The organism is Candidatus Saccharimonadales bacterium, from assembly GCA_035758565.1.
GTDB lineage: Bacteria > Patescibacteriota > Saccharimonadia > Saccharimonadales > UBA10212 > DASTXL01.
In genome coordinates this window covers 188,674-213,840 of the sequence record DASTXL010000002.1, presented here as the reverse complement: position 1 = coordinate 213,840, position 25,167 = coordinate 188,674, and the positions used below count along the sequence as shown (strand labels likewise).

General features: G+C 46.7%; 26 protein-coding genes. 11 read left to right on the top strand and 15 right to left on the bottom strand.

The features are described from left to right. Positions 1-7: 7 nt before the first annotated feature. Genes VFT49_03635 through VFT49_03625 form a run of 3 tightly spaced genes read right to left on the bottom strand, consistent with a single transcriptional unit; the run spans position 8 to position 2,268 of the window. Entirely contained in the window at positions 8-478 is a 471-nt protein-coding gene (locus VFT49_03635; GenBank protein ID HEU5005148.1) for a hypothetical protein, read from the bottom strand. 1 nt (position 479) lies between these two features. Beyond that, positions 480-965 (bottom strand): GtrA family protein, encoded by a 486-nt coding sequence (locus VFT49_03630; GenBank protein HEU5005147.1) that lies wholly within the window; start codon positions 963-965, stop codon positions 480-482. Continuing rightward, positions 919-2,268 carry an O-antigen ligase family protein gene (locus VFT49_03625; GenBank protein HEU5005146.1) on the bottom strand — a complete coding sequence of 450 codons (1,350 nt, stop codon included), beginning with the start codon at positions 2,266-2,268 and terminating at the stop codon, positions 919-921. Before VFT49_03625 ends, VFT49_03630 begins: the two co-directional genes overlap by 47 nt. A 26-nt stretch (positions 2,269-2,294) precedes the next feature. On the opposite strand from VFT49_03625, the gene VFT49_03620 reads away from it, so the two are divergent. Together VFT49_03620 and VFT49_03615 are read left to right on the top strand one after the other, a co-directional pair. Beyond that, complete coding sequence (locus VFT49_03620; protein HEU5005145.1) at positions 2,295-3,737, top strand: sugar transferase; 1,443 nt, start codon at positions 2,295-2,297, stop codon at positions 3,735-3,737. Further along, the gene (locus tag VFT49_03615) at positions 3,738-4,823 is read left to right on the top strand and encodes a glycosyltransferase (protein ID HEU5005144.1); all 1,086 of its coding nucleotides are present in this window, start codon (positions 3,738-3,740) and stop codon (positions 4,821-4,823) included. Here VFT49_03615 and VFT49_03610 read toward each other — a convergent pair. Continuing rightward, positions 4,818-5,549: a helix-turn-helix domain-containing protein gene (locus tag VFT49_03610; GenBank protein HEU5005143.1), complete on the bottom strand. Its 732-nt coding sequence runs from the start codon at positions 5,547-5,549 to the stop codon at positions 4,818-4,820. The genes VFT49_03615 and VFT49_03610 overlap by 6 nt on opposite strands. Positions 5,550-5,723: 174 nt before the next feature. Between VFT49_03610 and glmS the strand changes: the two genes are divergently transcribed. Together glmS and VFT49_03600 are read left to right on the top strand one after the other, a co-directional pair. Continuing rightward, positions 5,724-7,550, top strand: a complete 1,827-nt coding sequence (gene glmS, locus VFT49_03605; protein ID HEU5005142.1) for a glutamine--fructose-6-phosphate transaminase (isomerizing) — start codon at positions 5,724-5,726, stop codon at positions 7,548-7,550. A 115-nt stretch (positions 7,551-7,665) separates the two neighbouring features. Continuing rightward, positions 7,666-9,018, top strand: a complete 1,353-nt coding sequence (locus tag VFT49_03600) for a phosphomannomutase/phosphoglucomutase (GenBank protein HEU5005141.1) — start codon at positions 7,666-7,668, stop codon at positions 9,016-9,018. Here VFT49_03600 and VFT49_03595 read toward each other — a convergent pair. Both VFT49_03595 and VFT49_03590 read right to left on the bottom strand, forming a co-directional pair. Then, on the bottom strand, positions 9,015-9,512 hold the full coding sequence (locus VFT49_03595) for an adenylyltransferase/cytidyltransferase family protein (GenBank protein HEU5005140.1): 498 nt from the start codon (positions 9,510-9,512) through the stop codon (positions 9,015-9,017). The genes VFT49_03600 and VFT49_03595 overlap by 4 nt on opposite strands. Positions 9,513-9,543: 31 nt before the next feature. Beyond that, positions 9,544-10,587, bottom strand: a complete 1,044-nt coding sequence (locus VFT49_03590) for a hypothetical protein (protein HEU5005139.1) — start codon at positions 10,585-10,587, stop codon at positions 9,544-9,546. Between the two features lie 68 nt (positions 10,588-10,655). Here VFT49_03590 and rfbB point away from each other — a divergent pair, with 68 nt between their 5' ends. Genes rfbB through rfbA form a run of 4 tightly spaced genes read left to right on the top strand, consistent with a single transcriptional unit; the run spans position 10,656 to position 13,951 of the window. Further along, entirely contained in the window at positions 10,656-11,666 is a 1,011-nt protein-coding gene (rfbB, locus tag VFT49_03585; protein HEU5005138.1) for a dTDP-glucose 4,6-dehydratase, read from the top strand. Then, entirely contained in the window at positions 11,667-12,236 is a 570-nt protein-coding gene (gene rfbC, locus VFT49_03580; protein HEU5005137.1) for a dTDP-4-dehydrorhamnose 3,5-epimerase, read from the top strand. Then, entirely contained in the window at positions 12,236-13,096 is an 861-nt protein-coding gene (locus VFT49_03575; GenBank protein HEU5005136.1) for an NAD(P)-dependent oxidoreductase, read from the top strand. Before rfbC ends, VFT49_03575 begins: the two co-directional genes overlap by 1 nt. After that, entirely contained in the window at positions 13,097-13,951 is an 855-nt protein-coding gene (gene rfbA, locus VFT49_03570) for a glucose-1-phosphate thymidylyltransferase RfbA (protein HEU5005135.1), read from the top strand. Here the strand turns inward: rfbA and prs are convergent. From prs to VFT49_03555, 3 genes are read right to left on the bottom strand one after another with little or no spacing between them, the layout of a single operon-like run. Further along, complete coding sequence (gene prs, locus VFT49_03565; GenBank protein ID HEU5005134.1) at positions 13,911-14,825, bottom strand: ribose-phosphate diphosphokinase; 915 nt, start codon at positions 14,823-14,825, stop codon at positions 13,911-13,913. The two genes, rfbA and prs, sit on opposite strands and share 41 nt — an antisense overlap. Then, the gene (locus VFT49_03560) at positions 14,825-15,421 is read right to left on the bottom strand and encodes an HAD-IB family hydrolase (protein ID HEU5005133.1); all 597 of its coding nucleotides are present in this window, start codon (positions 15,419-15,421) and stop codon (positions 14,825-14,827) included. The genes prs and VFT49_03560 overlap by 1 nt, the downstream gene beginning before the upstream one ends. Beyond that, positions 15,421-16,350, bottom strand: a complete 930-nt coding sequence (locus VFT49_03555; GenBank protein HEU5005132.1) for a UbiA family prenyltransferase — start codon at positions 16,348-16,350, stop codon at positions 15,421-15,423. The genes VFT49_03560 and VFT49_03555 overlap by 1 nt, the downstream gene beginning before the upstream one ends. A gap of 75 nt (positions 16,351-16,425) precedes the next feature. On the opposite strand from VFT49_03555, the gene VFT49_03550 reads away from it, so the two are divergent. After that, positions 16,426-16,854 carry a GtrA family protein gene (locus VFT49_03550; GenBank protein HEU5005131.1) on the top strand — a complete coding sequence of 143 codons (429 nt, stop codon included), beginning with the start codon at positions 16,426-16,428 and terminating at the stop codon, positions 16,852-16,854. Here the strand turns inward: VFT49_03550 and VFT49_03545 are convergent. The 6 genes from VFT49_03545 to VFT49_03520 form a co-directional block, all read right to left on the bottom strand. Continuing rightward, positions 16,847-18,439, bottom strand: a complete 1,593-nt coding sequence (locus tag VFT49_03545) for a hypothetical protein (GenBank protein HEU5005130.1) — start codon at positions 18,437-18,439, stop codon at positions 16,847-16,849. The genes VFT49_03550 and VFT49_03545 overlap by 8 nt on opposite strands. Position 18,440: 1 nt before the next feature. Then, positions 18,441-19,868: a DUF2142 domain-containing protein gene (locus tag VFT49_03540; protein HEU5005129.1), complete on the bottom strand. Its 1,428-nt coding sequence runs from the start codon at positions 19,866-19,868 to the stop codon at positions 18,441-18,443. A gap of 64 nt (positions 19,869-19,932) precedes the next feature. After that, on the bottom strand, positions 19,933-20,343 hold the full coding sequence (locus VFT49_03535) for a GtrA family protein (GenBank protein HEU5005128.1): 411 nt from the start codon (positions 20,341-20,343) through the stop codon (positions 19,933-19,935). Next, entirely contained in the window at positions 20,333-20,677 is a 345-nt protein-coding gene (locus tag VFT49_03530) for a DUF2304 domain-containing protein (GenBank protein ID HEU5005127.1), read from the bottom strand. The genes VFT49_03535 and VFT49_03530 overlap by 11 nt, the downstream gene beginning before the upstream one ends. Next, positions 20,674-21,351, bottom strand: coding sequence for a glycosyltransferase family 2 protein (locus VFT49_03525; protein ID HEU5005126.1), 678 nt, complete (start codon positions 21,349-21,351; stop codon positions 20,674-20,676). The genes VFT49_03530 and VFT49_03525 overlap by 4 nt, the downstream gene beginning before the upstream one ends. Before the next feature lie 34 nt (positions 21,352-21,385). Next, on the bottom strand, positions 21,386-22,831 hold the full coding sequence (locus tag VFT49_03520) for a DUF2142 domain-containing protein (GenBank protein ID HEU5005125.1): 1,446 nt from the start codon (positions 22,829-22,831) through the stop codon (positions 21,386-21,388). A gap of 87 nt (positions 22,832-22,918) precedes the next feature. Here VFT49_03520 and VFT49_03515 point away from each other — a divergent pair, with 87 nt between their 5' ends. Further along, positions 22,919-23,503, top strand: a complete 585-nt coding sequence (locus VFT49_03515) for a hypothetical protein (GenBank protein HEU5005124.1) — start codon at positions 22,919-22,921, stop codon at positions 23,501-23,503. Then, positions 23,500-25,158 carry a hypothetical protein gene (locus VFT49_03510; protein ID HEU5005123.1) on the top strand — a complete coding sequence of 553 codons (1,659 nt, stop codon included), beginning with the start codon at positions 23,500-23,502 and terminating at the stop codon, positions 25,156-25,158. Before VFT49_03515 ends, VFT49_03510 begins: the two co-directional genes overlap by 4 nt. Positions 25,159-25,167 lie beyond the last annotated feature (9 nt).

Below are 25,167 nucleotides of genomic sequence, written 5' to 3'. Positions count from 1 at the left end.
GTGTCCTTTAAGCTACGTACTGGTTTTCGGTCTGTTTCTTTTTGATATCAGTTAATCGGGCTATGAATGCTTGCGCCGCTCCTTCGACGCCAAGGACCTTTAGGGCGCCTATTAATACATAAAGTTGGTCTAGTTCGCGCTCTACGATTTTTGGCGAATTCTCGACCTCTTTAAAAAACAGCTCAACTTTATCTACTAGCCATTTTTCTTCGCTGGCTTTCAGTTGCTTGGGCACTACATTGGCGTGAGTTTCGGCCGACTTAACAAGCTCTAGCGAGCGAGCCGAATGATCACGCTTAACCAAATGGCCACGGCGAATCAAGTTGTTGATATGCAGACTCACCGTAGCTACAGACGTGTAATTTAGACCGCTCATAATCTCACGGTAGCTAGGACTGTAGCCATGCTCGGCAATAAAAGCTTCGATAAAACCAAGGAGCTCTCTTTGTTTTTTGGTCGGACGAATGGTCTCAGCCATGTTAGCTCCGTGCCGTACTATGGCTGTGGGCTCGGTGGGCAAAAAAGCGAGCCAGCGTTAGTTTCAAATTAACTTTGTCTGCTTTGTCCGGGAAAACCCAGAAACGATACCAAAGATAATTCCAAACCGTAAAGAAGCCAGCACTCAAGAATTGGCCAATGTAGGGACTAATGCCAACGCGCTTTAGTCCGGCTAAAATCAGATAATTCATGCCAAAATCTACCAGTGTTATAAAAATGTAGCGGCCGGTAACCTGGCTCTGCTGTTTGTCGAGCCCTTTGTTTTTAAATACCCAGTAACGCTGCAATATGAAGTTAACCGACCAGCCAAAAACGTTGCTGACTATTGTTGACCACCATAAATTCCAGTGCAGGCCCGACCAAAAAACCGCAAAGGCAGCATAACCAGCCCAAAAATATACCCCGCCGCTAACCATGTATTCAGCGAACTGGACGAGCAAGCGGTGATTTTGGTTGGTTTTTGCCATAGTGCTTATTCTTTGATTTTAGTATAACAGGCGCGCAAGCAATCCCAGCTAGTCCCCACCAGAGCAAACTCAGGGTATCATCCGCCCAGGCGTGCGAAACCAGGTTGATAAAGCTAATTCCCACCAAGCTGGCCAGCAAAATCTTGGCTAGATTGTCGGCCCGTCTTTGCCACAATTGCCAAGCCACCAAAAGATTTATGGCCAAAAAGACAGCTAGCCCTTCCAGCCCGACCTCCTGGCCGATTTGCAAATAGTAATCTTCGGCAATACGTGCCGGGTGACCGCTATTTCTAAAGCTTGCCGGCCCAGCGGTTCCCGGCCCTCGACCTAATGGCTGGTGGTAAACATCCTTAACGCCCTGCTCTATAGCCGAGTTGCGCGCCGCATTAGAGCTTTGTTTGTGTGAGCTAGCGCTAGTGTGCAGCAAAGTATCTTGTACCGACTGAGTGTTTCTAAATATAAATAAACCAACGCCAGCAACAATGACCACGGCCAGAACGGCATAAATTAGACGCCGATCAAGTTTCTTTATCGCCAAATAGGCAAGCGTCGCCAAAGACAAAACCAAACCCACCCACGCACTACGAGAATATGTATAAAACATTGCCAAAAGTGCCGCCAACAACAGGAGAGTTTTAAGATTTCTATTTTTCTTTAAGTTAATTACTACGGCCGAAACAATTAACGCCAAATAAGCGCCGAGCGGATTAGCCCCACGCAGAGTTGACTGCACGCGCTGGTAGCTTAGGTTGGCGTCGACCGTTTGATAAGCGGGAATTGTGGACGGTCCGTAGCCAAAATGCTTCAAAAAATCGTAAGGCAAAACTAATCTTTGCAACAAGGCAAAGACAATGACTATACCGGATGGCCAAACGACCAAGCGTATCCAATTATTTTTTAGCCAGCTATTGTAGGCAGCCAGCACCAGGCAAATAAAGAAAAATCCGATAAAACGCAAGTTGATCAACAATGCGTAAATAAGACTCACTCGGTTAACCTGGTGCGTTGATAAAGACCACCAGCCGACTGTTAGATGCAGTAGTATGTAGACAGCGTACAATCTGAAGATCCACGACTTTAGGATCCAAGTCCGCAAGCTTGGCGCCCGCCAAGCCAGCCAACCTACTGGCGCCGCCATAACCGCCAACAGAATTTCTTTCCATATACGGATTAAATCCAGGTGGCCGATATTGCTGCCCAGCCAAACCGCCAAAAACTCATGAAATGGCAGCAAAACAATGATGAGGCCCGCGAGAAAACTCAACCAGCGGGCAAGTTTAGCCACTCTAAAATCAATATCCATAAGTGTTACAATCTTAGTATAACGAAATGAAAAGCAACGCCTCGCTAATTTACAGTTTGTGCCTAGTGGTGGGCGATTATCTGGCCGTATTGGCAGCTTTTGCTGCAGCCTTTTTCATTCGCGGCCACTTAAGCAAGGTGCCGGTTGCTCACCCGATTAGCGGGACTACTTATTTAGGAGCTTTTCTGGCGCTGTTGCCGTTTTGGATTCTACTATTTGGTTTACTGGGCCTCTATAGCAATAACATTTACGAGAAGCGTTTCCGCGAAATGGGACGCTTGCTAGTTGGATCCTTTGTCGGCCTACTGTTTATTATCAGCTATGGTTACGCCGTTAATCGCCAAATTTTCCCGGCCCGGTTAGTGCCGGTGTACGGTTTTGGTTTGGCATTTCTGTTCCTGATTTTCTTCCGCAATTTTGTCCGCATGCTACGCAGCATTCTTTTTGCCTATGATATTGGAATCACCAATCTGCTCATTATTGGCGACACTAAAGTTGCCCGCGAATTAGTAGGCGCTCTTGCCAACAACAAGGTTTCCGGCTACCGGATAGTGGGAGTGATTGGCAGCAAAAGCCGCACAGCCGAAAGATTCCCTCATTTAAAAACGTTTTCGTCGCTTGAGGAAGCTACCAAAGATCTAAAGGCCAACGATATTCACGCTATTTTGCAAACCGAACTTTATGCTGACAACCTTAAAAATAACGAGATTTTAGAATTTGCCCAAGTGCATCATATTGCCTTTCGTTTCGTACCTGGCAACAGTGAGTTGTTTGTCGGCAATATCGATGTTGAGCTGTTCCGTTCATCCGTGCCGGTTATTGCCGTCCACCAAACGCCGCTCATTGGGTGGGGCCGAGTGGTTAAACGCGTTTGCGATTTTATTTTTGCCTCACTGCTACTAATCGTAACTTCGCCGCTTTTCTTACTTATAACCTTACTCGAACTAGTTAGCGGCGGTGGCTCGATCTTCTTCCGCCAAGTGCGCTTGACTCGGTTTGATCAGGAGTTTAAAGTTTTTAAATTCCGCACACAATACAGAAAATATGATGGCACCACACCAGAGGAAGCTTTTGCCATGATGGGGCAACCGGAACTTGCCCGGCAGTATCGGGCCAACGGCGACTACTTGCCCAAAGATCCACGCATTACACCAATCGGTAAATGGCTGCGTGCTTCCAGTCTTGATGAGTTGCCGCAGCTTATAAATATTTTTCGCGGCGATTTAAGTTTTGTTGGTCCGCGGGCCTTAATTCCCCAGGAGCTATCGTTGTATGAGCAGCGCCACACGATCCTGGCTGTTAAGTCCGGATTGACCGGGCTCGCCCAGGTCTCGGGCCGGCGTGACATTAGCTTTGAAGAGCGTCGCAATCTGGACATTTATTACGTTCAGAATTGGAGTCTGTGGCTCGATATCAGCATTGTCATCAAAACCATCAGAGCCGTACTTTCGCGCAGCGGAGCTTTTTAAATGGCCAAGTCAAAAGTCGCGATTGTTCACGACTGGTTTGTTGGCGGCGGTGCCGAAAAGGTTGTTTTAGAAATTCACAAACTCTATCCAGAAGCACCTATCTACACATCTTACATTTCCGACGAATGGCGCAAGCGCCTAGAACCAGCACCTATAATCACTGGTTTTTTGCAAAAGTGGCCGTTCTCGAGTATGCGCAAATATCTACCAATCCTTAGAATTTGGTGGTTTAGCCGATTAGATTTTTCTGATTATGATTTAGTGATTTCTAGCTCTGGCGCCGAGGCTAAAGGCATTAAAACTAGTCAAAATACTTTACATGTTAACTATTGTCATGCGCCGACTCACTATTATTGGAGCCGCTACGACGAGTATATGCAACAACCCGGCTTTGGCCGGTTTGATCCTGTGGCCCGCCTGGGTCTCAAGCTGCTGGTTGGTCCTTTGCGCCGCTGGGACTATCAGGCCGCCCAGCGCCCAGACTATGTAATTGCCAACTCTAACTTTATTAAATCCGAAATCAAAAAATATTATGGCCGCGAGGCGTATGTCATTCACCCGCCGGTTGATGTCGAGCGCTACGGCGGCAACGTGGATGAACCCCGGCGCGGCTTTATAACGGCTGGCCGGCAAACACCATATAAGCGCATAGCTTTAGCGGTTGAAGCTTGCAGCCAGCTCAGTATGCCGCTCATTGTAACCGGCAAAGGCCCCGATAACCGACGTCTTAAAAAAATGGCCGGCAAAAGTGTTACATTCATGCAGGCCGACGACGAAAAGCTCGTTCATTTGTTTAAGACCAGCCAAGCTTTTATCTTCCCTGGATTGGATGATTTTGGAATTGTAGCCGTGGAGGCTCTGGCGGCTGGCACGCCAGTTATAGCCTACGGTCAGGGCGGCGCGCTGGATTACGTAACTAAAGATACGGGTTTATTGTTTAATGAACAGACCGCTAAATCACTAGCCAGGGCTTTAGCAAACTTTAAGCCCGATAGTTTCAACCACGAAAAAATCGCAAAGTTCGCTAGCCAATTTTCGGCCGCCGAATTCCGGACTAAATTTAGTAAGTTTATAGCCGGCTTATAAAGATCGCCAAAGCTTATCGAATAATAAGCGCTGCATAGCGGCAGCACCAGCGTCTTCGATCACCACTCCGTAAGGCGTGAAGTCGCTGGAAATCGAGATATTAGCTACTTTATCGCCATAAATAATTGCGTAGCTTGAGATCTCGCCGCCAGCTGGTTCCGGCAGCCACTTACGTTCGCTTACTTCTGCCGGGTCGCCGCCCTCACCAACAGCAATCACTTTTACGGCAATGCCCTCACGCACCCGGCGATCCGTAAATTGCGGGAACTTGCGGTATAAATACTGGCGCAGAGGCCGTGACGAATAAACGCGGTATTCCGGCTTATCTAGCTGGCCGCAAGTTTGCAACACATCCCGTAGGATTGTCACCACGCCTTCATCGTCTTCGTAATACTTAACTAGCGGCCGGCCTTTGGGCCGAGCTTTACGGGCCAAAAGCTCTGGAATTAATTTTTGGGCGTCTTGCTGGACTTGCAATAAATCCTTGCGCTTGTCGCGAATCAAATCATTAATTTTATCTGGAGATTCGGCGGTAAAGTATTCGCGCGCGCCGACTTTACGGGCCGTGACCAGGCCGGCTGCAACCAGGCTCTTAATTGCTTCGTAGGTCGTGCCTCGATTAATACCGCTAGCGGCCGCCACTTTGCGAATTGAAACGGTTTCTAGATTCATGAGCGCCCAAAATGTCTCGCCTTCGGCTTCAGAAAAGCCTAAATTCTTAAGCACTTGCTGAATTGTAGGTTTGTCACCAATCATTTTCTAACAAATTAAACAACAGTTGAATTTTTGTCAATTTTTTGTTGCCAATTTGTATTGATAGTTAAAATAACCTTTCTATAATTCATAGCTATTCCTCGCGAATTATCCCAAGCATTTTAAGAAGGAGAGTTATTTAAAACTATGTGCGGAATTGTTGGTTATATTGGTCGTAAGAACGCTATTGAACCGGTTATTTCGGGCCTAGAGGCCCTGGAATATAGAGGCTATGATTCGGCCGGAATCGCTTTTTTGGCTAATGGCCAAATAAATGTCATCAAAAAAGTCGGCCGCGTAGAGCAACTAGCCAAAGCCGCTGGTTCTACAAAATCTTTACCGACTTTAGCTATTGGCCACACCCGCTGGGCTACCCACGGCGCACCGAGCATCATCAATGCTCATCCACACGCAAGTAGCGACAAAACTATACAAGTCGTGCATAACGGCATCATCGAAAACTTTGCAGAACTTCGCGATAGGCTCGAGGCCGAGGGCTACCAGTTTGTTTCTCAAACCGACACAGAGGTAATTCCCCATCTAATCGACTACTATCTCAAGCGCGATTTTGACATGCCGTCAGCCTTTGAGCGGACACTCCAGGATTTAAGAGGCGCCTACGCAATTGCCATTATTAACGCCAGCGATCCAGACGCTATTTATGCCGCCCGGCTATCCAGTCCGTTGATTCTGGGCGTTGGCGATAACGAATATATCCTGGCTTCCGACCCGACGGCGGTAATGGAACACACTAAAAACGTTGTCTATCTGGACGACCACGAGTTGGTTGTAGTAAAACGCGATGGCTACCACATCAAAAACATCAACCGCGACAAAAAAATAAGGCGCGACGCCGAGTTGCTGGACTTTGACCTTGAGCAAGCAAGCTTGGGCGACTACCCCAACTTTATGCTTAAAGAGATTTTTGAGGCACCTCAAACTATCCGCTCGGCCACGCTTGGCCGCATTAAACCAAAAAGTTCAACCGTGAAATTAGGCGGCCTGGAGAGCATTTCCGAACAGCTTAAATATATCGAGCGGATAATAATTGTGGCCTGCGGCACATCCTATTACGCTGGCCTGGTGGGCGAGTACCTTATAGAAGAGTTAGCTGGCATTCCGGTAGAAGTTCAACTTGCTAGCGAATTCAAATATCGCGAGGAACCCTTGAGCCGCAGCACGGCTGTTTTGGCAATATCGCAATCCGGCGAAACGGCCGATACGATTGCCGCTTTGAGGAAGGTTGAGGGCTCTGGGGTCTTGAGGCTCGGGATTGTTAACGCTGTTGGTTCGACCATCGCTCGCATAACTGATGCTGGCGTTTACTGCCACGCCGGACCAGAGCGAGCCGTTGCCAGCACAAAAGCATTCATCGCCCAAGTTACAGTGCTCGCCGAAATTGCTCTGCACTTGGGTCATCAGCCAACCAACCTTTTTGAACCGTTACTTAAGGAGCTCGATGAGCTGCCGCGTAAAGCCGAGGTGGTGCTGGCTCAGGCCGACGCTATTAAAGAAATTGCCGAAAAATTTGCCGGCTATAAAAACTTCTTATACATTGGGCGGCGATATAACTACCCTTGCGCCCTGGAGGGCGCACTGAAGCTAAAAGAAATCAGCTATATTCACGCCGAGGGTTACGCTGCCGGCGAGATGAAGCACGGACCGCTGGCTATGATCGATGAAAACTTCGCCACCTTCGCTATCGCGCCGGATGGCTCTATGATGGAAAAAACGTACTCTAATATTGAGGAAATCCGCGCCAGGTCTGGACCAGTGGTCGCCCTGGCCACAAAAGGCAATAAATCAATTAAAAGAATCGCCGACGAGGTTATTTACATTCCTGACTGCCTGGAACAGGTTCAGCCAATTCTAGTAGCAATTGTATTGCAGCTGTTCTCGTATTACGTGGCGATCAGCTTGGGCAAAAATGTCGATCGTCCACGCAATTTGGCAAAGTCGGTTACGGTAGAATAATCGTGGAAATTGAACCAATAATTGATTCAATAAATTTCCACATATGAAATTAATCTTTAGAGATAAAAAGTTACTCGCAAACATTTTTTCAGTGGATAAGTTGAAAGGATAAGAGATGAACGAACTCGACAAAATTTTTAAGGCTTATGACGTCAGGGGGCTATACCCTGGTCAGGTTAATGAGCAGGTGGCCTACCTGATTGGCAGAGCCTATGCCGCTGCTCTTAAACCCAAAAAAGTCGCTGTCGGCCGCGACGTGCGGGCCTCCGGCGAAAAGCTTAAGCCGGAGCTGATTCGTGGCTTGATCGAGTCGGGTGTAGATGTTATCGACATTGGCGTCATCACCACCGACCAACTGTACTTCGCCGTCGGAAATTATGGTTACGGCGGTGGCATTTCTGTAACCGCCTCTCACAATCCCAGCGAGTATAACGGTTTTAAATTCGCCGAAGCCGGCGGTGCACCGCTTGGCAGCGAGCAGTTAGAGGCCATCAAGGATTGGGTGTTGGCCAAGCATCAAGCAACTGTAGCAAACAAACAAGGCGTTGCATCAAAAAAAGAAATTATTGAAGACTATGTTGAGCACTTACTCAGTTATGTGGACGCCGGCAAGATTAAACCCTACAACATACTAGCCAATGCGAACTTTGGTGCGGTTGGCCGAGGTGTTGATATACTAGCTGATCGCCTAGGGCTAAAGCTAGAACATCTTAACTGGGAGCAAGACGGCACATTTCCAAAGGGCCCACCAAATCCGCTGCTACCCGAAAACAGAGCAGAGATGAGCGAAGCACTGAAAAAAGGAGCTTACGACCTAGGCGTGGCCTGGGATGCCGACGCCGATCGCTGTTTTCTCTTTGCTGGCGACGGTACGTTTATACCCAGTTGCTACATAATCGCTCTGCTGTCGGAAGAAGTGCTCAAAAAGCAACCTGGCGCTAAAATTATTTACGATCTGACGACCAGCTGGCCGATAAAGCAATCGATTGAATCGGCTGGCGGAGTAGCTATCGCCAACCGCACAGGGCATACTTTCATTAAGCGCCGAATGCGTGAAGAAAGCGCCGTCTTCGCTGGTGAATCCAGCGGGCATTATTACTTTAAGAAAAGTTTTTACGCCGATAACGGCATTGTGCCGCTTTTGTTGGTAATGCAACTAATGAGTCGAGGAGATAAAAGTTTAGAAGAGCTCGTCGCTCCATTAATGCAGGAGTTTAAAGTCTCTGGCGAAATAAACTTTGAGATAGCCAATCCTCAGAAAATCATTACTGTAATTGAGCATGAACTGGGAACTGGTGCCAAAATCGACCGAACCGACGGCGTCGTAATAGAAACTAAGGATTGGCGCATGAGTGTCCGCTCGAGCAATACCGAACCGCTGATGCGCCTAAATGCCGAATCGCGCTCTCAAGACAAACTAGACCGGCTAATCGAGCGGGTGCAAGAAATTATCAGGCAGAATTCTTAGACACGACTTTCTTTGGCGTCGTCCCAGTCTTTTAGGAACCAGCTGGACGACCATTGCTTATCTTCGCCCACGCCAAAAACAACTTCGATATTATATTTTTGACAGACGTCCCATTCACGAATGGTCGACGGATCAACCGTATCTCCGCCCTTGGTATAGACGTGCGGCCGGACGGCTGCCAGCGCCTGGTTGACGCTCATGTCGGTTTCAGTTATAGCCGGTATCACATAATCTACTTCTTTTATGCCGCTGACAATCAGGCAGCGGGTTTCTAGGTTTTGGAACGGCTTGCCTTTTTTTGCTTTCAAAAAATCATCGCCGTTCACTATAACTACGACCGTATCTCCATATTTTCGGCTATCAATAATTAGACTGATATGCCCGGGGTGAATTGGGTCGTAGCCGCCGCTGGTAGCTACAATTTTGCCTAGCTTTGGTCGCAAGCGCTCAAACTCTTTAAAGTTAACTATTGGCGCTCCCCAAGATTTGCTCATTGTCTAAAAGTATATCAAAACGCTAATGTCTTTAACGAATGCTGGCCGGCACATTCGCTGGGACGCCGACCGAATAGTACGAGGGGATAGTGCCCACTGTATATTCTCTATAGAACCACTGATAGTAGGTGTTGCCTTTTGTATCTTTGCACATTTCGATAGTGTCACAGACTTCTTTGTCATTTGGGCTGTAAGCAAACCAAATGCTTTCTTTGCGTTTTATCTGAGCGGGTGCTAGGTTAACTGGAAAACTGGCAATCGGATAATCTTTATAGCCAATTAGGACGTGTGGATAACTAACGAGTTCGTTGGCATCAATCGTATAATCAGCCACAGCTAGGTGGTCAGAGTGATCACCGGCCGTGTTGCCAAACGCGATTGTGAAGTCTTGGGTACGAACAGTATCAGGATGAACTTTTTGTATGATACTGGCCAAAGTAGCCACAAGATCGGACGAAGTATAGGTAGCCGTACCGTCCGCAGCCTCAACCTGAGATATTTTGTCTTGGCGTAAGCGTTCTAACGTTTGGTTGCTATAAAGCGAGAAGCCATCTGCACCTCCGTCGCTGTTGGGTAATCTCATAAACATTAGCCGTATTTTAGGATAATTATCCAGACTGTAAGTTTCTATTGACCGGCCGTCATAAAGTCTGGTGGACTCGATCCATTTATTGGGTTCGCCACTCATAAAGGCATAGGCAGCCCGAGCACCGGCTTCACGCGATTTGATATAATCCAGGCCCAAACCGGGGTCTCCAGAAGCTACGAACACTGTTGTAACACATCGTCCATCATAAATATCTTGCTGAATATCAGGATTCATAAATAGAATATCATCGTCTTCGTGAGCAACAATATTGAGCGATACTCCTCTGAAACATAGGGGCGTCACAGGTTTTGGCGTCGTTTGGGCATCATTCTTTTTACTAGCAGACGGCTCAGTAATTATGCCCAAGGTGGCTATAGCGGCGACCGCCGCTATAGCTAAGGTAAATAAAGCTAAAGGTTTTACAAGCTTCTTCGGAGTAATTGCGTGAAAAAACCGCACTTTGGCGGTCAGCTTCTTGGTTGGCATAAGTAAACTTTAACAAAAAGATGACATAAACTCACCGACAATTTACTTGATATACTAGCTTATGAAATATGAGATTGTTAGTTACTGGCGGCGCTGGATTCATTGGGTCAAATTTTACCCGGTGCATTCTTAACCAACGTCCTGATTGGCGCATTACAGTAATTGACGCCCTGACCTACGCCGGTAACAAAGAAAACCTAGCCGGACTTGATGAGCAGCGCTTAGAGTTTATTCAGGGCAATATATGCGACGAACAGCTTATTGATAAGGCGGTGGCGGCTTGCGATGCCGTAGTGCACTTCGCGGCCGAATCACACAACGACAACTCTTTGCACTCGCCATGGCCATTTGTCGAAACTAACATGATTGGAACCTACCGAATTTTAGAAGCCGTTCGCAAACACGATAAACGTCTGCATCATATTTCGACCGACGAAGTTTTTGGCGAATTGGAGTTGGACGACCCAAATCGCTTCAACGAAGATACTCCTTATAACCCATCGAGTCCCTACTCTTCTACTAAAGCCGGTTCCGATATGTTGGTTCGCGCCTGGATTCGCAGCTTTGGCGTTAAGGCTACTATTTCAAATTGCTCTAACAACTACGGCCCATACCAGCACATCGAAAAATTTATTCCGCGGCAAATAACTAATGTTTTAAGCGATATCAAACCAAAGCTTTACGGCACCGGCGAGCAAGTTCGCGACTGGATCCATGTCGACGATCACAACGACGCCGTGCTCTTGATTTTGGAAAAAGGTAAATTGGGCGAAACTTACATAATTGGCGCCGACAACGATCACACCAACAACAAAATGGTGATTGAAATGATTTTAGAACTTATGGGCAAGTCTAAAGATTGGTACGAACACGTCAACGACAGACCCGGTCACGATATGCGTTACGCCATGGATTCATCAAAGCTCCGCCGTGAACTCGGCTGGCAGCCTAAATACACTGATAACAATGGCATGAAGGATGGCCTAATCCAAACAATTGAATGGTATAAAGCCAACCGCAATTGGTGGGAGCAAGAGAAGCAAGCAGTCGAAGCCGCTTACGCTGAGAAAGGACAATAAATGACTTTTGATCCTAAAGACTTCCAAGAATTAAAGGTTTGGGAGCTAGATATTCCTGGATTTTACGAAATAGATCTGGCCGTTTATGGTGATAATCGCGGCTGGTTTAAGGAGAATTATCAGAAAGAGAAGATGGAAGCGCTAGGCTTACCCAAATTTGAAGTTGTCCAGAATAATTTTTCCTATAACAAGCAGCGAGGGGTGACACGGGGTCTGCATGCCGAACCCTGGGAAAAGTTTATTTCTGTTGCTAACGGTCGGGTGTTCGGCGCGTGGGTTGACCTGCGAGCCGGTGATAGCTTCGGCAAAACTCTGACACTCGAGATTAATCCAGGTAGAGCTGTGTTCGTGCCGCGCGGCGTGGCCAACGGCTACCAGACCCTGGATGAAAACGTAACTTATACATATTTAGTTAACGAACACTGGTCTCCGGATGCTAAATATACTTTCGTGAACTTGTTTGACCCAGCCATTGGAATAAGCTGGCCAATTCCAAAAGACCAGGCCATTATTTCTGATAAGGATGCTGCTCACCCAATGCTAGATAATGTAATCCCGATGGAGATTTAATGGACGGTTCAAAGATTTTTATTGCCGGCGCTAATGGTCAGCTAGGCACCGCCCTACGCCAAAAATATCCAAATGCTCAATCAGCCGACATCGATCAGATGGATATCACTAATCGCGATAGCGTACTTGGCTACAATTGGTCTAACATCGATGCGATAATCAACGCTGCCGCATTTACGAATGTTGACGCGGCCGAAACACCTGAAGGCCGAGTGGCGGCTTGGAGAGTCAATGCTCAGGCGGTAGCTCATCTAGTTGAAGCTGCTCAGGTGAATAATTTGACTCTGGTTCATGTTTCAACAGAGTATGTTTTTGACGGCACCAAAGACAATCACGCCGTCAATGAGCCTTATTCGCCGCTGGGCGTTTACGCACAAACTAAAGCAGCGAGTGAAATCGTGGCCGGCCTGACACCCAAGCACTACATTTTTCGTATTTCCTGGTTAATTGGCGAGGGCCACAATTTCGTCCGTACCATGATGGGTTTGGCCGAAAAGAATGTTTCGCCGACCGTAGTAGCGGATCAAGTAGGCCGCCTGACCTTTACGCCCACGCTGGTTGATGTCATCGACCATGCACTAAGAAATCAAATTGAATTTGGAATCTATAATGTCTCAAATGATGGAGACCCGGCTTCTTGGGCCGATATCACTCGCCTAATCTTTGAGTATATGGGCCGTAAAGACCTGAAGGTTACCGACACTACAACAGCGGAGTACTTCGCCAGCAAGCCCGAAAGTTCACCTCGACCTTTAAAGAGCGCTATGGACTTAACTAAAATAAAGTCTTCCGGGGCTCAGCTCAGCGACTGGCATAGCGAACTCAAGAATTACGTCGATAAGGAAATGGAGAAAAAATAAATGAAGGGCATAATTTTAGCCGGAGGATCTGGCACCAGACTTTATCCAATTACTATGGGCGTTAGTAAACAGCTTATCCCGCTTTATGACAAACCCATGGTTTACTACCCGTTAACAACACTGATCGATGCAGGCATACGAGAAATTCTAATTATCTCTACGCCGCACGATTTGCCCCGCTTTGAACAGTTACTGGGCGATGGTAGCCGGATCGGCTGCTCCTTTAGCTATAAAGTCCAAGATGAGCCCCGTGGTTTGGCAGACGCCTTTATAGTTGGCGCCGACTTTATTGGCAATGACAAGGTGGCCATGATTTTAGGCGATAACATTTTTTACGGCAGCCAACTTAGCGACCTAAAAAGTTTAACCGACGTTGATGGTGGTTATATTTTTGGCGCTCAAGTCGCCGACCCAGAGCGTTACGGCATCGTGGAGTTCGACAAGGATATGAACGTTTTATCCATCGAAGAAAAACCAGAAAAACCAAAATCGAACTACGCCATTCCAGGATTATATTTTTACGATAACGATGTTGTTGATTACGCCAAAGATGTTAAACCATCGGCTCGTGGAGAGATTGAAATCACCGAGCTCCACAACGCCTATTTGCGAGCCGGCAAGCTCAAAGTTCAGCTACTAGACCGTGGCACCGCTTGGCTCGACACCGGCACCTTTGCCACGCTTAATCAGGCTGCCCAGTTCGTGCAAGTTATCGAAGAGCGTCAAGGTATCAAAATTGGCTGCATAGAGGAAGCTGCCTGGCGCCAGGGTTTTATCGACGACGCTAAGCTCAAAGAGTTAGCTCAGCCGCTCACTAAATCCGGGTATGGTCAGTACTTGCTGGGTCTAGTTTAAACCAATCAGGAATTATCTTTTCAATAAGTAAATCGTCAACAACCGGCACCGATTTCAAGTGATTAATCGTGTCCGAGACGACTATGTTTGAACAAAGTTTATTTATTTTTTGGTAGGCGTCGCCTATAAATAGACCGTGGCTCGCTACGCAAGAAATGTTTTTTGCTCCCTGATTTTTTAAATTATCAATGGCCTTAATAAGAGTCGAGCCGGTGCTTATCATATCGTCGACGATGACTATGTCTCCGCAAGTTATATCGAGGTGTTCGCTTTTGAGCTCGGCAATCTTACGGTAGCTGTTGCCTTTAGCAAGCTCTCCATAACCACCCCGCAGCTTTTTCATATGCCCACTACGGGTGCCGTCTAGAAGATACTTAGCGCCTTCATCAGGACCAATAATCTGCAGGTCTTCGTTGCTCAGAACGCTTCGACAGTGATCGAGCAATCTTTTGCCTGCGGAAAAATTCTTAATACTGAGTCCGGCCCGCTCGCACTGAGCGGCTCCTTTCATAAAGTGGCAATCGATCGTATAAAGCTGGTCGCAGCCGGCGTTCGCCATAAACGACAGAACAACGTCCAAACTAACAGCTTCGCCGGCGACATGTTTTTTGTCTTGACGGCTGTAGGGCAAATACGGAACAAAAACGGCCACACTAACAGCACCGGCGTCTTTAAGGGCGCTTAAAAGTAGAACTAGCTTAACGAGTTGATTGTTCTGATCGGGGTAGAGACTGTGCATAATAAGTACTGGCTTGTCGGCAACTTTGTCGCAATCCTCCACAACACAGTGACTGTCCTGATCTGGGAACTCCGAAAACAGGACACTAACTCTTTCTGCTCCAGAAGCTGTTTTGATAATAACTTCTGTGTCCATCAGGCAAACTTTTTTTCGAAAATTCGGTCGGCAACCTTAAAAAGATCTTGATCGGATTTGCCGTCGCCGTAAACATATAATTCATAATTGCCGCGGTCCGGAAAATCTTTTAGCAAGCGAACTATCTTTTCTGGCCCGTGGCAATTTTTGCCGGATAAGCTACCGGTAAGCTTGCCCTGCTTTCTTTCAAGTTTGGTGGCGATCACATCGCTTACGCCATATCGTGCCGCCCAGGGCTTAATCCAATCTTCGGCCGAGGCGCTGATAATTATTGTTTTGTGGCCTTTTTTGGCGTGCCACCGCAGACGCTCGATGGCTTCTGGATTTTTAATAATTTCTAAACGGTTGACATAAGCCTCGCAGAGTAGGCCAAATCTTTTATCGTCCATACCTTTCAAAAACAGAGTGAGTAACCGGCGCTTAGCTTCTGAGTTACTAATCCTGCCTGTCTTAAAAGCAACTAGGGTTGGGATAAACCACGCACTCTTAATTAAAAATGTTGGGGTGTTGAATGAGTATCGTAGAAAATCCAGCAGACTATCCTTAGCTATAAGCGTTTCGTCAAAATCAAAGGCAGCGAGTACCGGTTTAGCCATTATTTTATCCAGTTAAGAAATTGGCTGCCACTAAAGAAAAAGTAGGCAAACAATATGCCGGTTAGCAAGCTATAAGACAAAAAGCCTTTTTTTTCAAAAATACGTTCCGGATCTTTAACAATGGTGTTGTCTTCGAAAGCCAGCTTAAAGAACCAGATTACCCAACCGACCATAAATGGCAGGACAATAACAATATCGACGCTGTACTTAAAGCACAAGAAACCGACCATAAAATAACAGGCTGCCAGGGCGCCGATCATCGACATTAATAAATGCTCTTCATCGTAATGGGCTAGGCTGCGGCGGTATTCACCAGCGGCTTTCCTGTCACCAATCAAACGGATTTCGCCAAAGCGTTTAGAAGCCATTAAAAAGACCCCGATAAACCAATAAGCCAGCACAAAGGACGCCGGCACCCACTGGCTGCTACTGGCTATAACGTACCAACCGATCATTAAGCGGATAGCGTTATTAAGAGCTTCGGTGGTAAAGTCCACGTAAGCGCGGTCTTTTAATCTAATAGGCGGAATGTTATAAACTATGCCGCTGAGCAAAAGCAGGAATACCGAAGCGATTAGCGGCCACTTAGTGGTAAGTGCCACCACGGCCATGCCTAGTATATATAGTCCAATCGAAATCCAAACTACAAGCTTAGCCGAAATTCGGCCCGACGGAATGGCCCGATGCTTTTTCTGTGGGTGCTTAGCGTCAAACGGCGCGTCTAGCACCTCATTGATGCCGTAGTTGGCCGAAGCGATCAAACATAGCGAAACTAGAGCGGCCACAAACGTCCAACTATTAGTTCCACCAAAGGTTTGGGAAATGTCTAAATTGAGAACTTTTACAGCGATGAGCACGCCGATGATCATCATTAAATTACGGTACCAGCGCTTAGGCCGGAACACGTCCAGCAGATTTTTAACCAGCATTCTTTAAGATTAATTTATATAAGTTTTTTAGACAAGGCTACACAGCGATCCCTAAAGCAGTTAAAATGATGAGGCATGGATTTATCGAAGATTCTTGTTCGCAATTCCGACGCTCTTGTAATCCAGTTTTTCCGATATGGCTTTGTGGCGGTAGCCGCTGCCATAGTCGACACCGGTTTGCTATTTATTTTCACCCACTACCTGCACTGGTTTTACCTGCTTTCGGCCACTGCCTCGTTTTTAATATCGCTAATTTTAAACTACCTGCTGAGTACGGTCTGGGTTTTTTCGCGATCCGCTTACCGTCGCCACGTCGAAATTATTATGTTTTTGATAATCGGCATTGTTGGCCTTGGCCTTAATTTAGTTATTATTTGGTTCTTTACTTCAGCTGTTGGTCTGTTTTATTTAAAGTCCAAACTACTAGCGCTGCTCGGCGTATTCTTTTGGAGTTTTTTTGCTCGGCGACGATTGCTATCAACGCCCGACCTCCAAACTAATTAATTTTGTAGATGCTTAGCGTACCGCCGGCCCAGGCTTGGTCGCGCAGGTGATTAAAGTAATCGGTCACAAATGCATTTAACCTAGAGTCGCTGTCTTGACTATGATAGTCCAGATAATAAGTGATGTGAGAGTCTTTGATTTTTTGGTAGTATTGGTCGTCGTTCTGGCCTGCAAGATAAATGTTGCCGTAACAATGCAGCTTTAGGTAATAGCACACAAAGTAGGAAGAATATTGATCGGAGATGATGTTTGAACCTGGTGGCAAATCTGCCTTAAGGCTCGCCGCTAAATCAGATTGAGCCCTGTCAACATAACGGTTTTGATTAATGGCGTGAGCCGTAGAAATAGAGGCAAAGCCAGCCACCAAAAGACCAGTCACTATAATTTGCGCTTGGTTTAGTAGGTTACGCTTTTGCAGACTCGACAACCACAAACCGGCGCCAAGCAGCGCCAAGAAAACGGCCGCTTCAACATAACGCGCCTCTGTATAGATTAAGCAGTAGCCTAAACAAAGCAGCACGCCAACCAAGCTAAAAATCACGAATTCCCGCCGATAAGTGGTCTGTTTTAGACACCCAATCAAAGTAATCACCGTTGCAAGCACTATAAAAACGCCAAAGTCCTTGAAGAAATTCAGTGTTTTTATGCCGTTGTTCCAGACAACCGACTTCATAAAATACTTAAAGTTGCCGCTAGACGACAGAGGGCTCCAGGCACCTTTGCTTAAGTCAAAGCTGGCGCCCGGGTCCTCGCCCGGTGTCACGGCCGAGGCATTGGGCGGCGGCAGCGGCCCGGCAAACAATTCCGGATACAAATTACCCTGGTAGTAAGGTCCAAAAACCTTGTGATCTAACGAACCGGCCGTGCTGATCGTGGGCGCATTGTATTTTGCCGAAACGGCGATAATAAACGGCGCACAGATAACTAAAAAACTAGCCAGCGCGATTAGGTGCAGGCGAGCATATTTTTTAAGCTCCTTTCTGGCAAGCAGCCACTGCCAACAAACTACAGCCAGCAAACAGAACAAAAATAAGTAAAAGCCTAAGCCTTTGGCGTAGTACATCAAAGCACCGCTAGCACCCAGCAACAACGCCTTGTTGCGGGTTGGCAAACTAATGTAGCTATTGAGCAACAGAGTAAACATCAAGATCATTAAGGCCATTAGCAGATCAGGCGTGATTGGCCCTACCATACCCCAATCAAGCAACAGTGCCGCCAAAAATAGGCAGACCATTGTTGCTAAGGTTTTAGAAGAGCCGCGGCGCACCAAAAAAGCATAGACAATGGTTAAAATAATTCCACTAATAAAGATTGTCAGTATTTTGGCCGCTGCCGATAAACCAATGTGCAACCAGACTGCAGGCACTAGCAGCCAAGAAAGTAGCGGCGACCAATAGCCGTTTAGGGCGTCTTTGATGTTAAAGTGGGCGTATTTATAAGCGATGGTGAAATAGGAACTGGCATCTGGATTTAGTTGATAACGGTACCAAGTCACCGAAAACGCAATCCCGATCAACAAAAATACCGCTACTAGAACAGTAATAAACACATGGCTTCTGACGGCAGCGAACAGTCTAGGCAGCATGTTAACTCAAGAACCTGTCAAGCACTTGATAGTTAAACTGGACAGAGCAGATTATGGCAGTAGTCAGAACCAGAATCATTACGCCAAAGGCAGGCTTAGTCAGTCTTCCTTCCTTGACCCGTAAGCGATCTACATTGATAAAAGCCGGTATGAGCACCATGGCAATTGGCAAATAATACCTGCCTTGCAGGCCTTCTATTTTCTCTTCGCCGACTGGCGTCCAGTTAGTATAGAGGAGTAGGCTGACAGCTCCAGCAAAAATTACCGCAATGATGACGAAGACACTTTTTGTCCGGTGCGTAATACTAGGGAACCTTTTGTCCGGTGCTAGAGCATACCAGCTAAGTGAAAGAATGGTCAGATAGTTCACCCAAACAGGCAGCTGCAACATGCCAGCGCCTAGAACGCCCACAAATTCTCGTATAAAACCACTGCCATTGGCGGTTACGTAAGTGTTCCATAAGGTCCTGATAAAGGTAAGCGGGTGACTAAAGACAAACGATAACTGACCATTTGGGTCAATAACAACGTCGTGGCGATATGGCGCAAAGATATGCTTACTTAAGATAATCCAAGTACCGGCCACTATAATCAGTGCTCCAATAATTAAGGTTTTCTTAATTACCTCATCGCGTTTCGAAGCAAATTTCTGAGATGGCAATAGTACGCTGAGCAAACCCACCAACCAATAGGGCTGCTTGACCAAGCCCAGCAAAACCGACATTAGTACCATTAAGGCAGCTTGACGCCAGCCAATTTTCTTTTCGGGGCTGACAATTGCAGCTAAATAATACGCAACCGTTAGAGCCGCGAGGCCGTTTGATAAAGCATCGGCCGATATTGATCCCGCTAGGAACATGGACATCGGCAGAAGCAAAATGCCTGCTAGTAGGATTTTTTTAGTCGGCATAAAATATACCGCCAGACTGGCTAGAATCAGCCACACCAAAAACGTAGCAATGCGGCTAATATACAAAAGTTTCAGCGGCGATAGATCAAAGTGACTTAGGATTCTTATAGTAATGGCCTGAGGCGCGTAAGCTACTGGTGGATAAAGTGCAGTGTTTTCAAAATGGATCGGCACGGTGTCCGAAGCCTTAAGTGGCGCATTCCAATCTTTATGAAATCTAGCTGTATTTATTTTCTCGTTTTTGCCAAAATAATTTGCGCGGTAATCGGTGGCGTCTACAACAATACTCGCCGGTATTTGGCCGCCCAGCCCGCCGGGGATTTTATTGCTAACAAAATCCCCGCGAGATATTTGATACGCACGGTACATGTGCGTGTCTTCATCGTGAACATTAAACGGGGGCGTAACTATACAGAATAAAAGCCCAAACACTAAGGCAGTCCAGAAAAAATATTTTTGAACTGGGTTAGCGAAGAATTTTTTTACGCCAGCTGCCAGATACCCGTAGGCTTGGGCCATTTTAGCTTAAATCCCCCTAAGATTTAGCTCTATTTTAGCAGACCGAAAGCTGCTTTTTAAGACGCTAGTGCTTTTCTTTAAAAATAATATGTTTGTAGACAAAGAAATTCCAAACCGCAATTACGGCGATAGCGGCCACCTTGCCAATTCTTGGATCGAGTCCAGCACTTTTCAAACCGCCAACAATCAAGTTATTAACAACAAGATTAGTGACGGCCAAAGCGGCGTAAATCATTGCTTGGTGGTGGGCCGGCCGCTCAAACTCGTCTTTTTTGAACGCCCATAAACGGTTAGACATAAAACTCATTGATAAACCGACTGCAAAACTCAGGGAATTTGCTAAAAACAAGTTCCAGTTAAGGCCAACGTAAAGGATATAAAAAACCACATACTCGACGACTACTGTCATAGAACCAACAATGAGAAACCGAGCTTGTGGTGAATTCTTTAGAGTAACGGCAAGCCTAGCGTTCATTTTTTTTATTGATAGAGGCTTCAAGTAGAGCCAGACGTCGTACGATCTTAACCATTCGCCGCTGCTCCTCTTTGCTTTTAATGTAAGTGTTCAAAACCACGAAGATAAAGGCTAGCGTCAAAAGATAAAGCAACAGGTCCGCTCCTCTACCAACTCCTAGTTTGTGCGCAAACTTATTAGAAGTGTCGGGCATCCAAACCACGATCACGGCAATGATTGTTAATAAAATAATACCGATTTTCTGCCAGGCTTTAGATTGATGCGTGTTCCTATTGGCCAGAAACCAAAACATTGCCGCTAGTACAAAAGCGATGATAACAATCTTTATAATCATTTAATTATCCTGCCTAACAAAATGTCAAAACCCATGTTTACAGCATTAAAAATTGATTGGCCCTTGGCCTTAGAATAATCAGTGTACTTGATCGTGACTGGGACTTCGCAGTATTTGTAGTTACCGCGCGCGATTTTATCGATTATTTCTGAGGCATGCGAAAAATCCGGGTTTTGAATATTCAAATTCTCGGCAAAGTGGCGATTAAAAACCCTAAGTCCGTTATGAGTATCTGTTAGCTTAAGGCCTGAAGTATGGTTAGAGAACTGGATAGCCAGCTTCAAGATTACTTTTTTGAGTGGGGATAAACGCTCGGTCTTGCCCAAAAAACGCGAGCCCAAAACGATATCCACCTTTTCCTTTTGGATTACATCGAGCATGTGGCCTACGTCTTTAAGACTATGTTGTCCGTCGGCGTCATATGTCACTAAGTATTCAGCCTCTTTGTCTTTCAGGGCGTAGTCAATGCCGGTTTGAAGCGCTCCGCCCTGACCGACATTAACGGCATGCTGCACTAAAATGCCGCCTGCTTTCTTAATTTCTTCACCTGAGTTATCTCGGCTGCCGTCATCCACCCCAACGACGTTGGGATACTGCTTGCAGACTTCTTCTATTACCGACCCGACAACAGTCGCCTCGTTATAAACGGGTATGACAACATAAACACTCTTCATGATATTCAAAGACAATTATAGGTTAATCGGCTGGTTAATAGTAGCGCCCGACAATAGCAGCTACGCTTAAGCACATTAAAATCAAAATAGCCGTGGGCATTACTAACGTGTAGCGGTTAACTGCCGCCAATTTCGATCGCCACTTGTACAAAACTCCTCCAAAAACCGGCACCAATAAGGCTATATAAGGTATAAAGTAGCGCCCCTGAAGTCCGTCTATGGATCGAGAATGAAGCGGCGTGAAGGCAGCATAAAGCGATATGCTCATCATCAACACCAGTCCGGCAGCAATAATTAAGCTTCCTAGCCGTTGCGGCCACTTTAAATTAGAATTATTTTTTTCAGTCACGGCCATTAGAATGCCCAGAACTAACACTAGTATTATGAGCAGGAAGCCTGCCAGCCCAATTGAGGCCTCGCCCCAGCCCAAAATACCCACGCCGTATTTAAGTACGCCAATCATAGTGCTGTTAAAATATTCGTGCCATAAAACCACTACAAAACTAAACGGGTGACCCTCTATATATTTAACTTGCTGCTGATAATTAATAGTTTCGCCCGCCCTTTGCACCGCCGCCATATATGGTATGACGAATTTAACCAATGAATACCATAAGCCAAATAAGGCTAGGCTTAAGCCTGTTATAGATAAGTTGCTTAGTAAATATTTTTTTGAGCTTCCAAAGTTACGGATCGGAATCAACCAAAACAGCAAGGCCAGTGGCCAAAAACCCGACTTACATAACGACAGAGCGCCAGTTGCGGCCAGCGTTATTATGAGATCTTTTCTGGAAACTTCTTTTTGGGCTAGCAAATAGCAAAACAGGGCTACAACCAAGAATGTCAAACCGTTAGTCATAGCATCCGCCGAAAAAGTAGCTGCCTGGAAGAGTGATACCGGTAGTAGAGCTATAGCCACCATCAGCCAGCGGCCAACCGGCAGCAGCTTTATGGCGAAATAAACCAATGCAATCCAGGCCGCCAGGTTAAATATTCTACCTAAATAGAAGAACCACAGTATGGGCGTGTGAGCCAAGCGCCCCAACCATATGGCGACTATCTGCGGTAAGTACGAAATTGGTGAGTAAGCTCCGGCCCCCGGAAAGTAGGCCGCTTGTTTTTGATTATTGTCGACTTTTAGCCAAGCCAGGTTCTTAAAATTATTCTTCAAAACGCCAAGTTTATAGTGGGATGTATGATTAACGTCCAGCCGAACTGAGTAGAGGTATCCGTAGCCCATTTTAGCTACATTGACTGGCAAGTTGCCGCCAGGAGCCTGAGACGGTGAAATTCCCGGGCCTTCGGACACGATATCTGGTCTTAGATTAAAGGTAGACAATTGATATGCTCGGAAGAAGTGGTCCTGTTCATCGTAGGTTTGCATCGGCGGGGTTAGAACGACCATCAAAAAGCCAAATAAGGCGGCACAACTCAAAAAGAAAAGCTCGGGCCGCTTAAATCTTTTAACTAATTCAGCCATATTTGTTTTAAGTATACGGTTGGGACTTATGTTTTTACAGCTCGACTTCAAAATGCTATACTTTAAGTGTTGAAAGCCAAAATAAATATGCAACGCTTAACCGCCCGCAAGCTAAAAACTAACCAGCTTAAACGATTTTACGCCGCCGGCGCTATTGTGGCGGTGCTAATAATTGGCGGAGTGACTCTTGCGCTGCATTACCATCAGCCCAAAGCCACTAGTGGCGTTATTGCTTCAACATCTCCCAACGCCAGACCCAATACCGCCAGCGCCCACCCTGATACCACTACTGCTCAAAATTCGTATAACAGCTCTCCGAAATCCTTGCCCGTGCCGGCAAGCTCAAGCACTACTGGCTCGTTAACTGAGGGTCCGAGTGGCACATTTGTCAGCAACCATATTCCTAACCTTAGCGGCACGCCGGCACCCAGCCAGGAGCAATCTATCTGCAACACCGTTCCGGGTGCAACCTGTTATATAGAATTTACTCAGGGCAACGTAGTTAAGAAATTAGACGAGCTGACAGCCGACAGTACCGGCTCCGTAACCTGGAATTGGGATGTCAAAACAGCCGGTTTTACTACTGGAAACTGGACGGTTTCTGCTGTTGCCAGTCTCAACGGGCAAACTAAGACCACTACCGACAGTCGAGTTATGGATATTCAGCCATGAAAAAAATATTTAGCGCGCTATTAGTTTTAGTCTTAGTCGTTGGCTTGTTAGCACCGTTAACACCTCGGGTCAGCGCGGCTACGCCGTTTAATCCAAACAACTTAATGGATGACTTTACTTTTGAGAACACCGGCACAATGTCTGCCGGCAGTATTGATTCCTGGCTAAATTCTAACTTTGCCAGCGGCTGCATAACTCCTAGCACTGGCTTCACCACCGCCGACCCCCAAGGCTGGTCGGATGCCCAGAATAAATACTTATTTGGTTCGAGTGTTTCGGGCGGCCAGGCCGTCCACGACGTGGCTGTAAACTATAACATCAATCCCCAAGTAATACTGACCACTCTTCAAAAGGAGCAAAGCATTGTTACCGGCGGCGTAGGTTGCCATAGCAACAGTCCAGATCCCGCAACGGCAGCAAATAGCCCTTGTGGCACGGCTAAGACTCCTTGCACCATTGCTTGCCCCTATTCTGGCGGCTGTATGAACATTGCCATGAGCTATGGCTGTCCTAATTACTGCTCTGTGGCCGACGAAGGTTTTAGCATGCAGCTTACGCTCGGAACCTGGTTGTTAAGATTTGGTGAGCAGCGAGCGTACGGCAATCTGACCGGATATAAGGGTTACGAAACCGGTGACCAAAACTTCACCTATTCCGGCCCTATGACGCAAGGCTATAGACAAAGAGTAGCCGGCGGAAGCACCATCTACTACGACGGCTCTTACACTACTTCCGACGGCACCAGCGTCACCATAACTAATGGCACCACCGCCAGTCTCTACTATTACACTCCGTTTATTTCTGGCAACCTCAGTTTCGATAATATTTTCCAAGGTGCTATCAGTGATGGCTATCTTGGATTCGGCAGCGTTTCGGCAACCGACACCTTTACGGCACACCCCAACGGCACACTCGTAGCCAGCGGCGGCAAAGTGTATTTAATAAGCAACAATACCCGCCAGTGGATTACCAACGGTGATGTCTTCCAAAGCTACTATGGCTGGGGTGGTTGGAGTTTGATCAAACCGGCAAGTATTGGTGACGCTAACTTGCCTGCCGGTGCAAACATTTCAACTCTGGCGCCAGGCACAATCTTCAGATCTACCAACACACCGACCTACATAATGACTTATCAATCGGGCTCGCTTGTAAAACAAGAGATTTCTTTAGCCGCTTTTAACGCGCTTGGCTATAGCTGGGATCAAGTCACTTACGTTCCGCCGGGCGAAATGCCAACTGCAACGGCCAGCAATATTCTATTCGCCAGCGCCCACCCAGCCGGCACGCTAGTAGTTGACTGGTCAAACGGACGAACCTACTTACTTGATATGCAAGGTGGCCAGTTGGTAAAGCGATACGTTTATGGACCAAACGCCTTTAATACCAACCGGTTTGATTGGGGTAAAGTCAAATCCGCTACATCCGCAGACGTTGCCTTGCCTAACGGCACCAATGTTGACATTGCTCAAGGAACCATACTGTTAGCGCCCGACGGCATCTACGTAGCCGACTATGACGCCAATGGTGTAATCAAGCGGCCATTCGGCCCTTGGGAATGCTTTGCCTACCGCCTGCACTACAGCTTGAGCGATGGCTACCCGATTAGTTCAGGTGCCATGCCGACTCGCTCCGGCTCCCTTTTCACCTGCAGCTAGCTTACTTAA

What these genes read in the sequence shown, in the direction of transcription:
- VFT49_03595 (HEU5005140.1), bottom strand. Translation starts at nt 9,512, where the DNA reads ATGAGCAAATCTTGGGGAGCGCCAATAGTTAACTTTAAAGAGTTTGAG.
- VFT49_03615 (HEU5005144.1), top strand. Translation starts at nt 3,738, where the DNA reads ATGGCCAAGTCAAAAGTCGCGATTGTTCACGACTGGTTTGTTGGCGGC.
- VFT49_03560 (HEU5005133.1), bottom strand. Translation starts at nt 15,421, where the DNA reads ATGGCTAAACCGGTACTCGCTGCCTTTGATTTTGACGAAACGCTTATA.
- VFT49_03620 (HEU5005145.1), top strand. Translation starts at nt 2,295, where the DNA reads ATGAAAAGCAACGCCTCGCTAATTTACAGTTTGTGCCTAGTGGTGGGC.
- VFT49_03515 (HEU5005124.1), top strand. Translation starts at nt 22,919, where the DNA reads ATGCAACGCTTAACCGCCCGCAAGCTAAAAACTAACCAGCTTAAACGA.
- VFT49_03530 (HEU5005127.1), bottom strand. Translation starts at nt 20,677, where the DNA reads ATGATTATAAAGATTGTTATCATCGCTTTTGTACTAGCGGCAATGTTT.
- VFT49_03540 (HEU5005129.1), bottom strand. Translation starts at nt 19,868, where the DNA reads ATGGCCCAAGCCTACGGGTATCTGGCAGCTGGCGTAAAAAAATTCTTC.
- VFT49_03550 (HEU5005131.1), top strand. Translation starts at nt 16,426, where the DNA reads ATGGATTTATCGAAGATTCTTGTTCGCAATTCCGACGCTCTTGTAATC.
- VFT49_03520 (HEU5005125.1), bottom strand. Translation starts at nt 22,831, where the DNA reads ATGGCTGAATTAGTTAAAAGATTTAAGCGGCCCGAGCTTTTCTTTTTG.
- VFT49_03635 (HEU5005148.1), bottom strand. Translation starts at nt 478, where the DNA reads ATGGCTGAGACCATTCGTCCGACCAAAAAACAAAGAGAGCTCCTTGGT.
- VFT49_03510 (HEU5005123.1), top strand. Translation starts at nt 23,500, where the DNA reads ATGAAAAAAATATTTAGCGCGCTATTAGTTTTAGTCTTAGTCGTTGGC.
- rfbA (HEU5005135.1), top strand. Translation starts at nt 13,097, where the DNA reads ATGAAGGGCATAATTTTAGCCGGAGGATCTGGCACCAGACTTTATCCA.
- VFT49_03555 (HEU5005132.1), bottom strand. Translation starts at nt 16,350, where the DNA reads ATGCTGGTTAAAAATCTGCTGGACGTGTTCCGGCCTAAGCGCTGGTAC.
- rfbC (HEU5005137.1), top strand. Translation starts at nt 11,667, where the DNA reads ATGACTTTTGATCCTAAAGACTTCCAAGAATTAAAGGTTTGGGAGCTA.
- VFT49_03590 (HEU5005139.1), bottom strand. Translation starts at nt 10,587, where the DNA reads ATGCCAACCAAGAAGCTGACCGCCAAAGTGCGGTTTTTTCACGCAATT.
- VFT49_03600 (HEU5005141.1), top strand. Translation starts at nt 7,666, where the DNA reads ATGAACGAACTCGACAAAATTTTTAAGGCTTATGACGTCAGGGGGCTA.
- VFT49_03545 (HEU5005130.1), bottom strand. Translation starts at nt 18,439, where the DNA reads ATGCTGCCTAGACTGTTCGCTGCCGTCAGAAGCCATGTGTTTATTACT.
- prs (HEU5005134.1), bottom strand. Translation starts at nt 14,825, where the DNA reads ATGGACACAGAAGTTATTATCAAAACAGCTTCTGGAGCAGAAAGAGTT.
- VFT49_03535 (HEU5005128.1), bottom strand. Translation starts at nt 20,343, where the DNA reads ATGAACGCTAGGCTTGCCGTTACTCTAAAGAATTCACCACAAGCTCGG.
- VFT49_03630 (HEU5005147.1), bottom strand. Translation starts at nt 965, where the DNA reads ATGGCAAAAACCAACCAAAATCACCGCTTGCTCGTCCAGTTCGCTGAA.
- rfbB (HEU5005138.1), top strand. Translation starts at nt 10,656, where the DNA reads ATGAGATTGTTAGTTACTGGCGGCGCTGGATTCATTGGGTCAAATTTT.
- glmS (HEU5005142.1), top strand. Translation starts at nt 5,724, where the DNA reads ATGTGCGGAATTGTTGGTTATATTGGTCGTAAGAACGCTATTGAACCG.
- VFT49_03525 (HEU5005126.1), bottom strand. Translation starts at nt 21,351, where the DNA reads ATGAAGAGTGTTTATGTTGTCATACCCGTTTATAACGAGGCGACTGTT.
- VFT49_03625 (HEU5005146.1), bottom strand. Translation starts at nt 2,268, where the DNA reads ATGGATATTGATTTTAGAGTGGCTAAACTTGCCCGCTGGTTGAGTTTT.
- VFT49_03575 (HEU5005136.1), top strand. Translation starts at nt 12,236, where the DNA reads ATGGACGGTTCAAAGATTTTTATTGCCGGCGCTAATGGTCAGCTAGGC.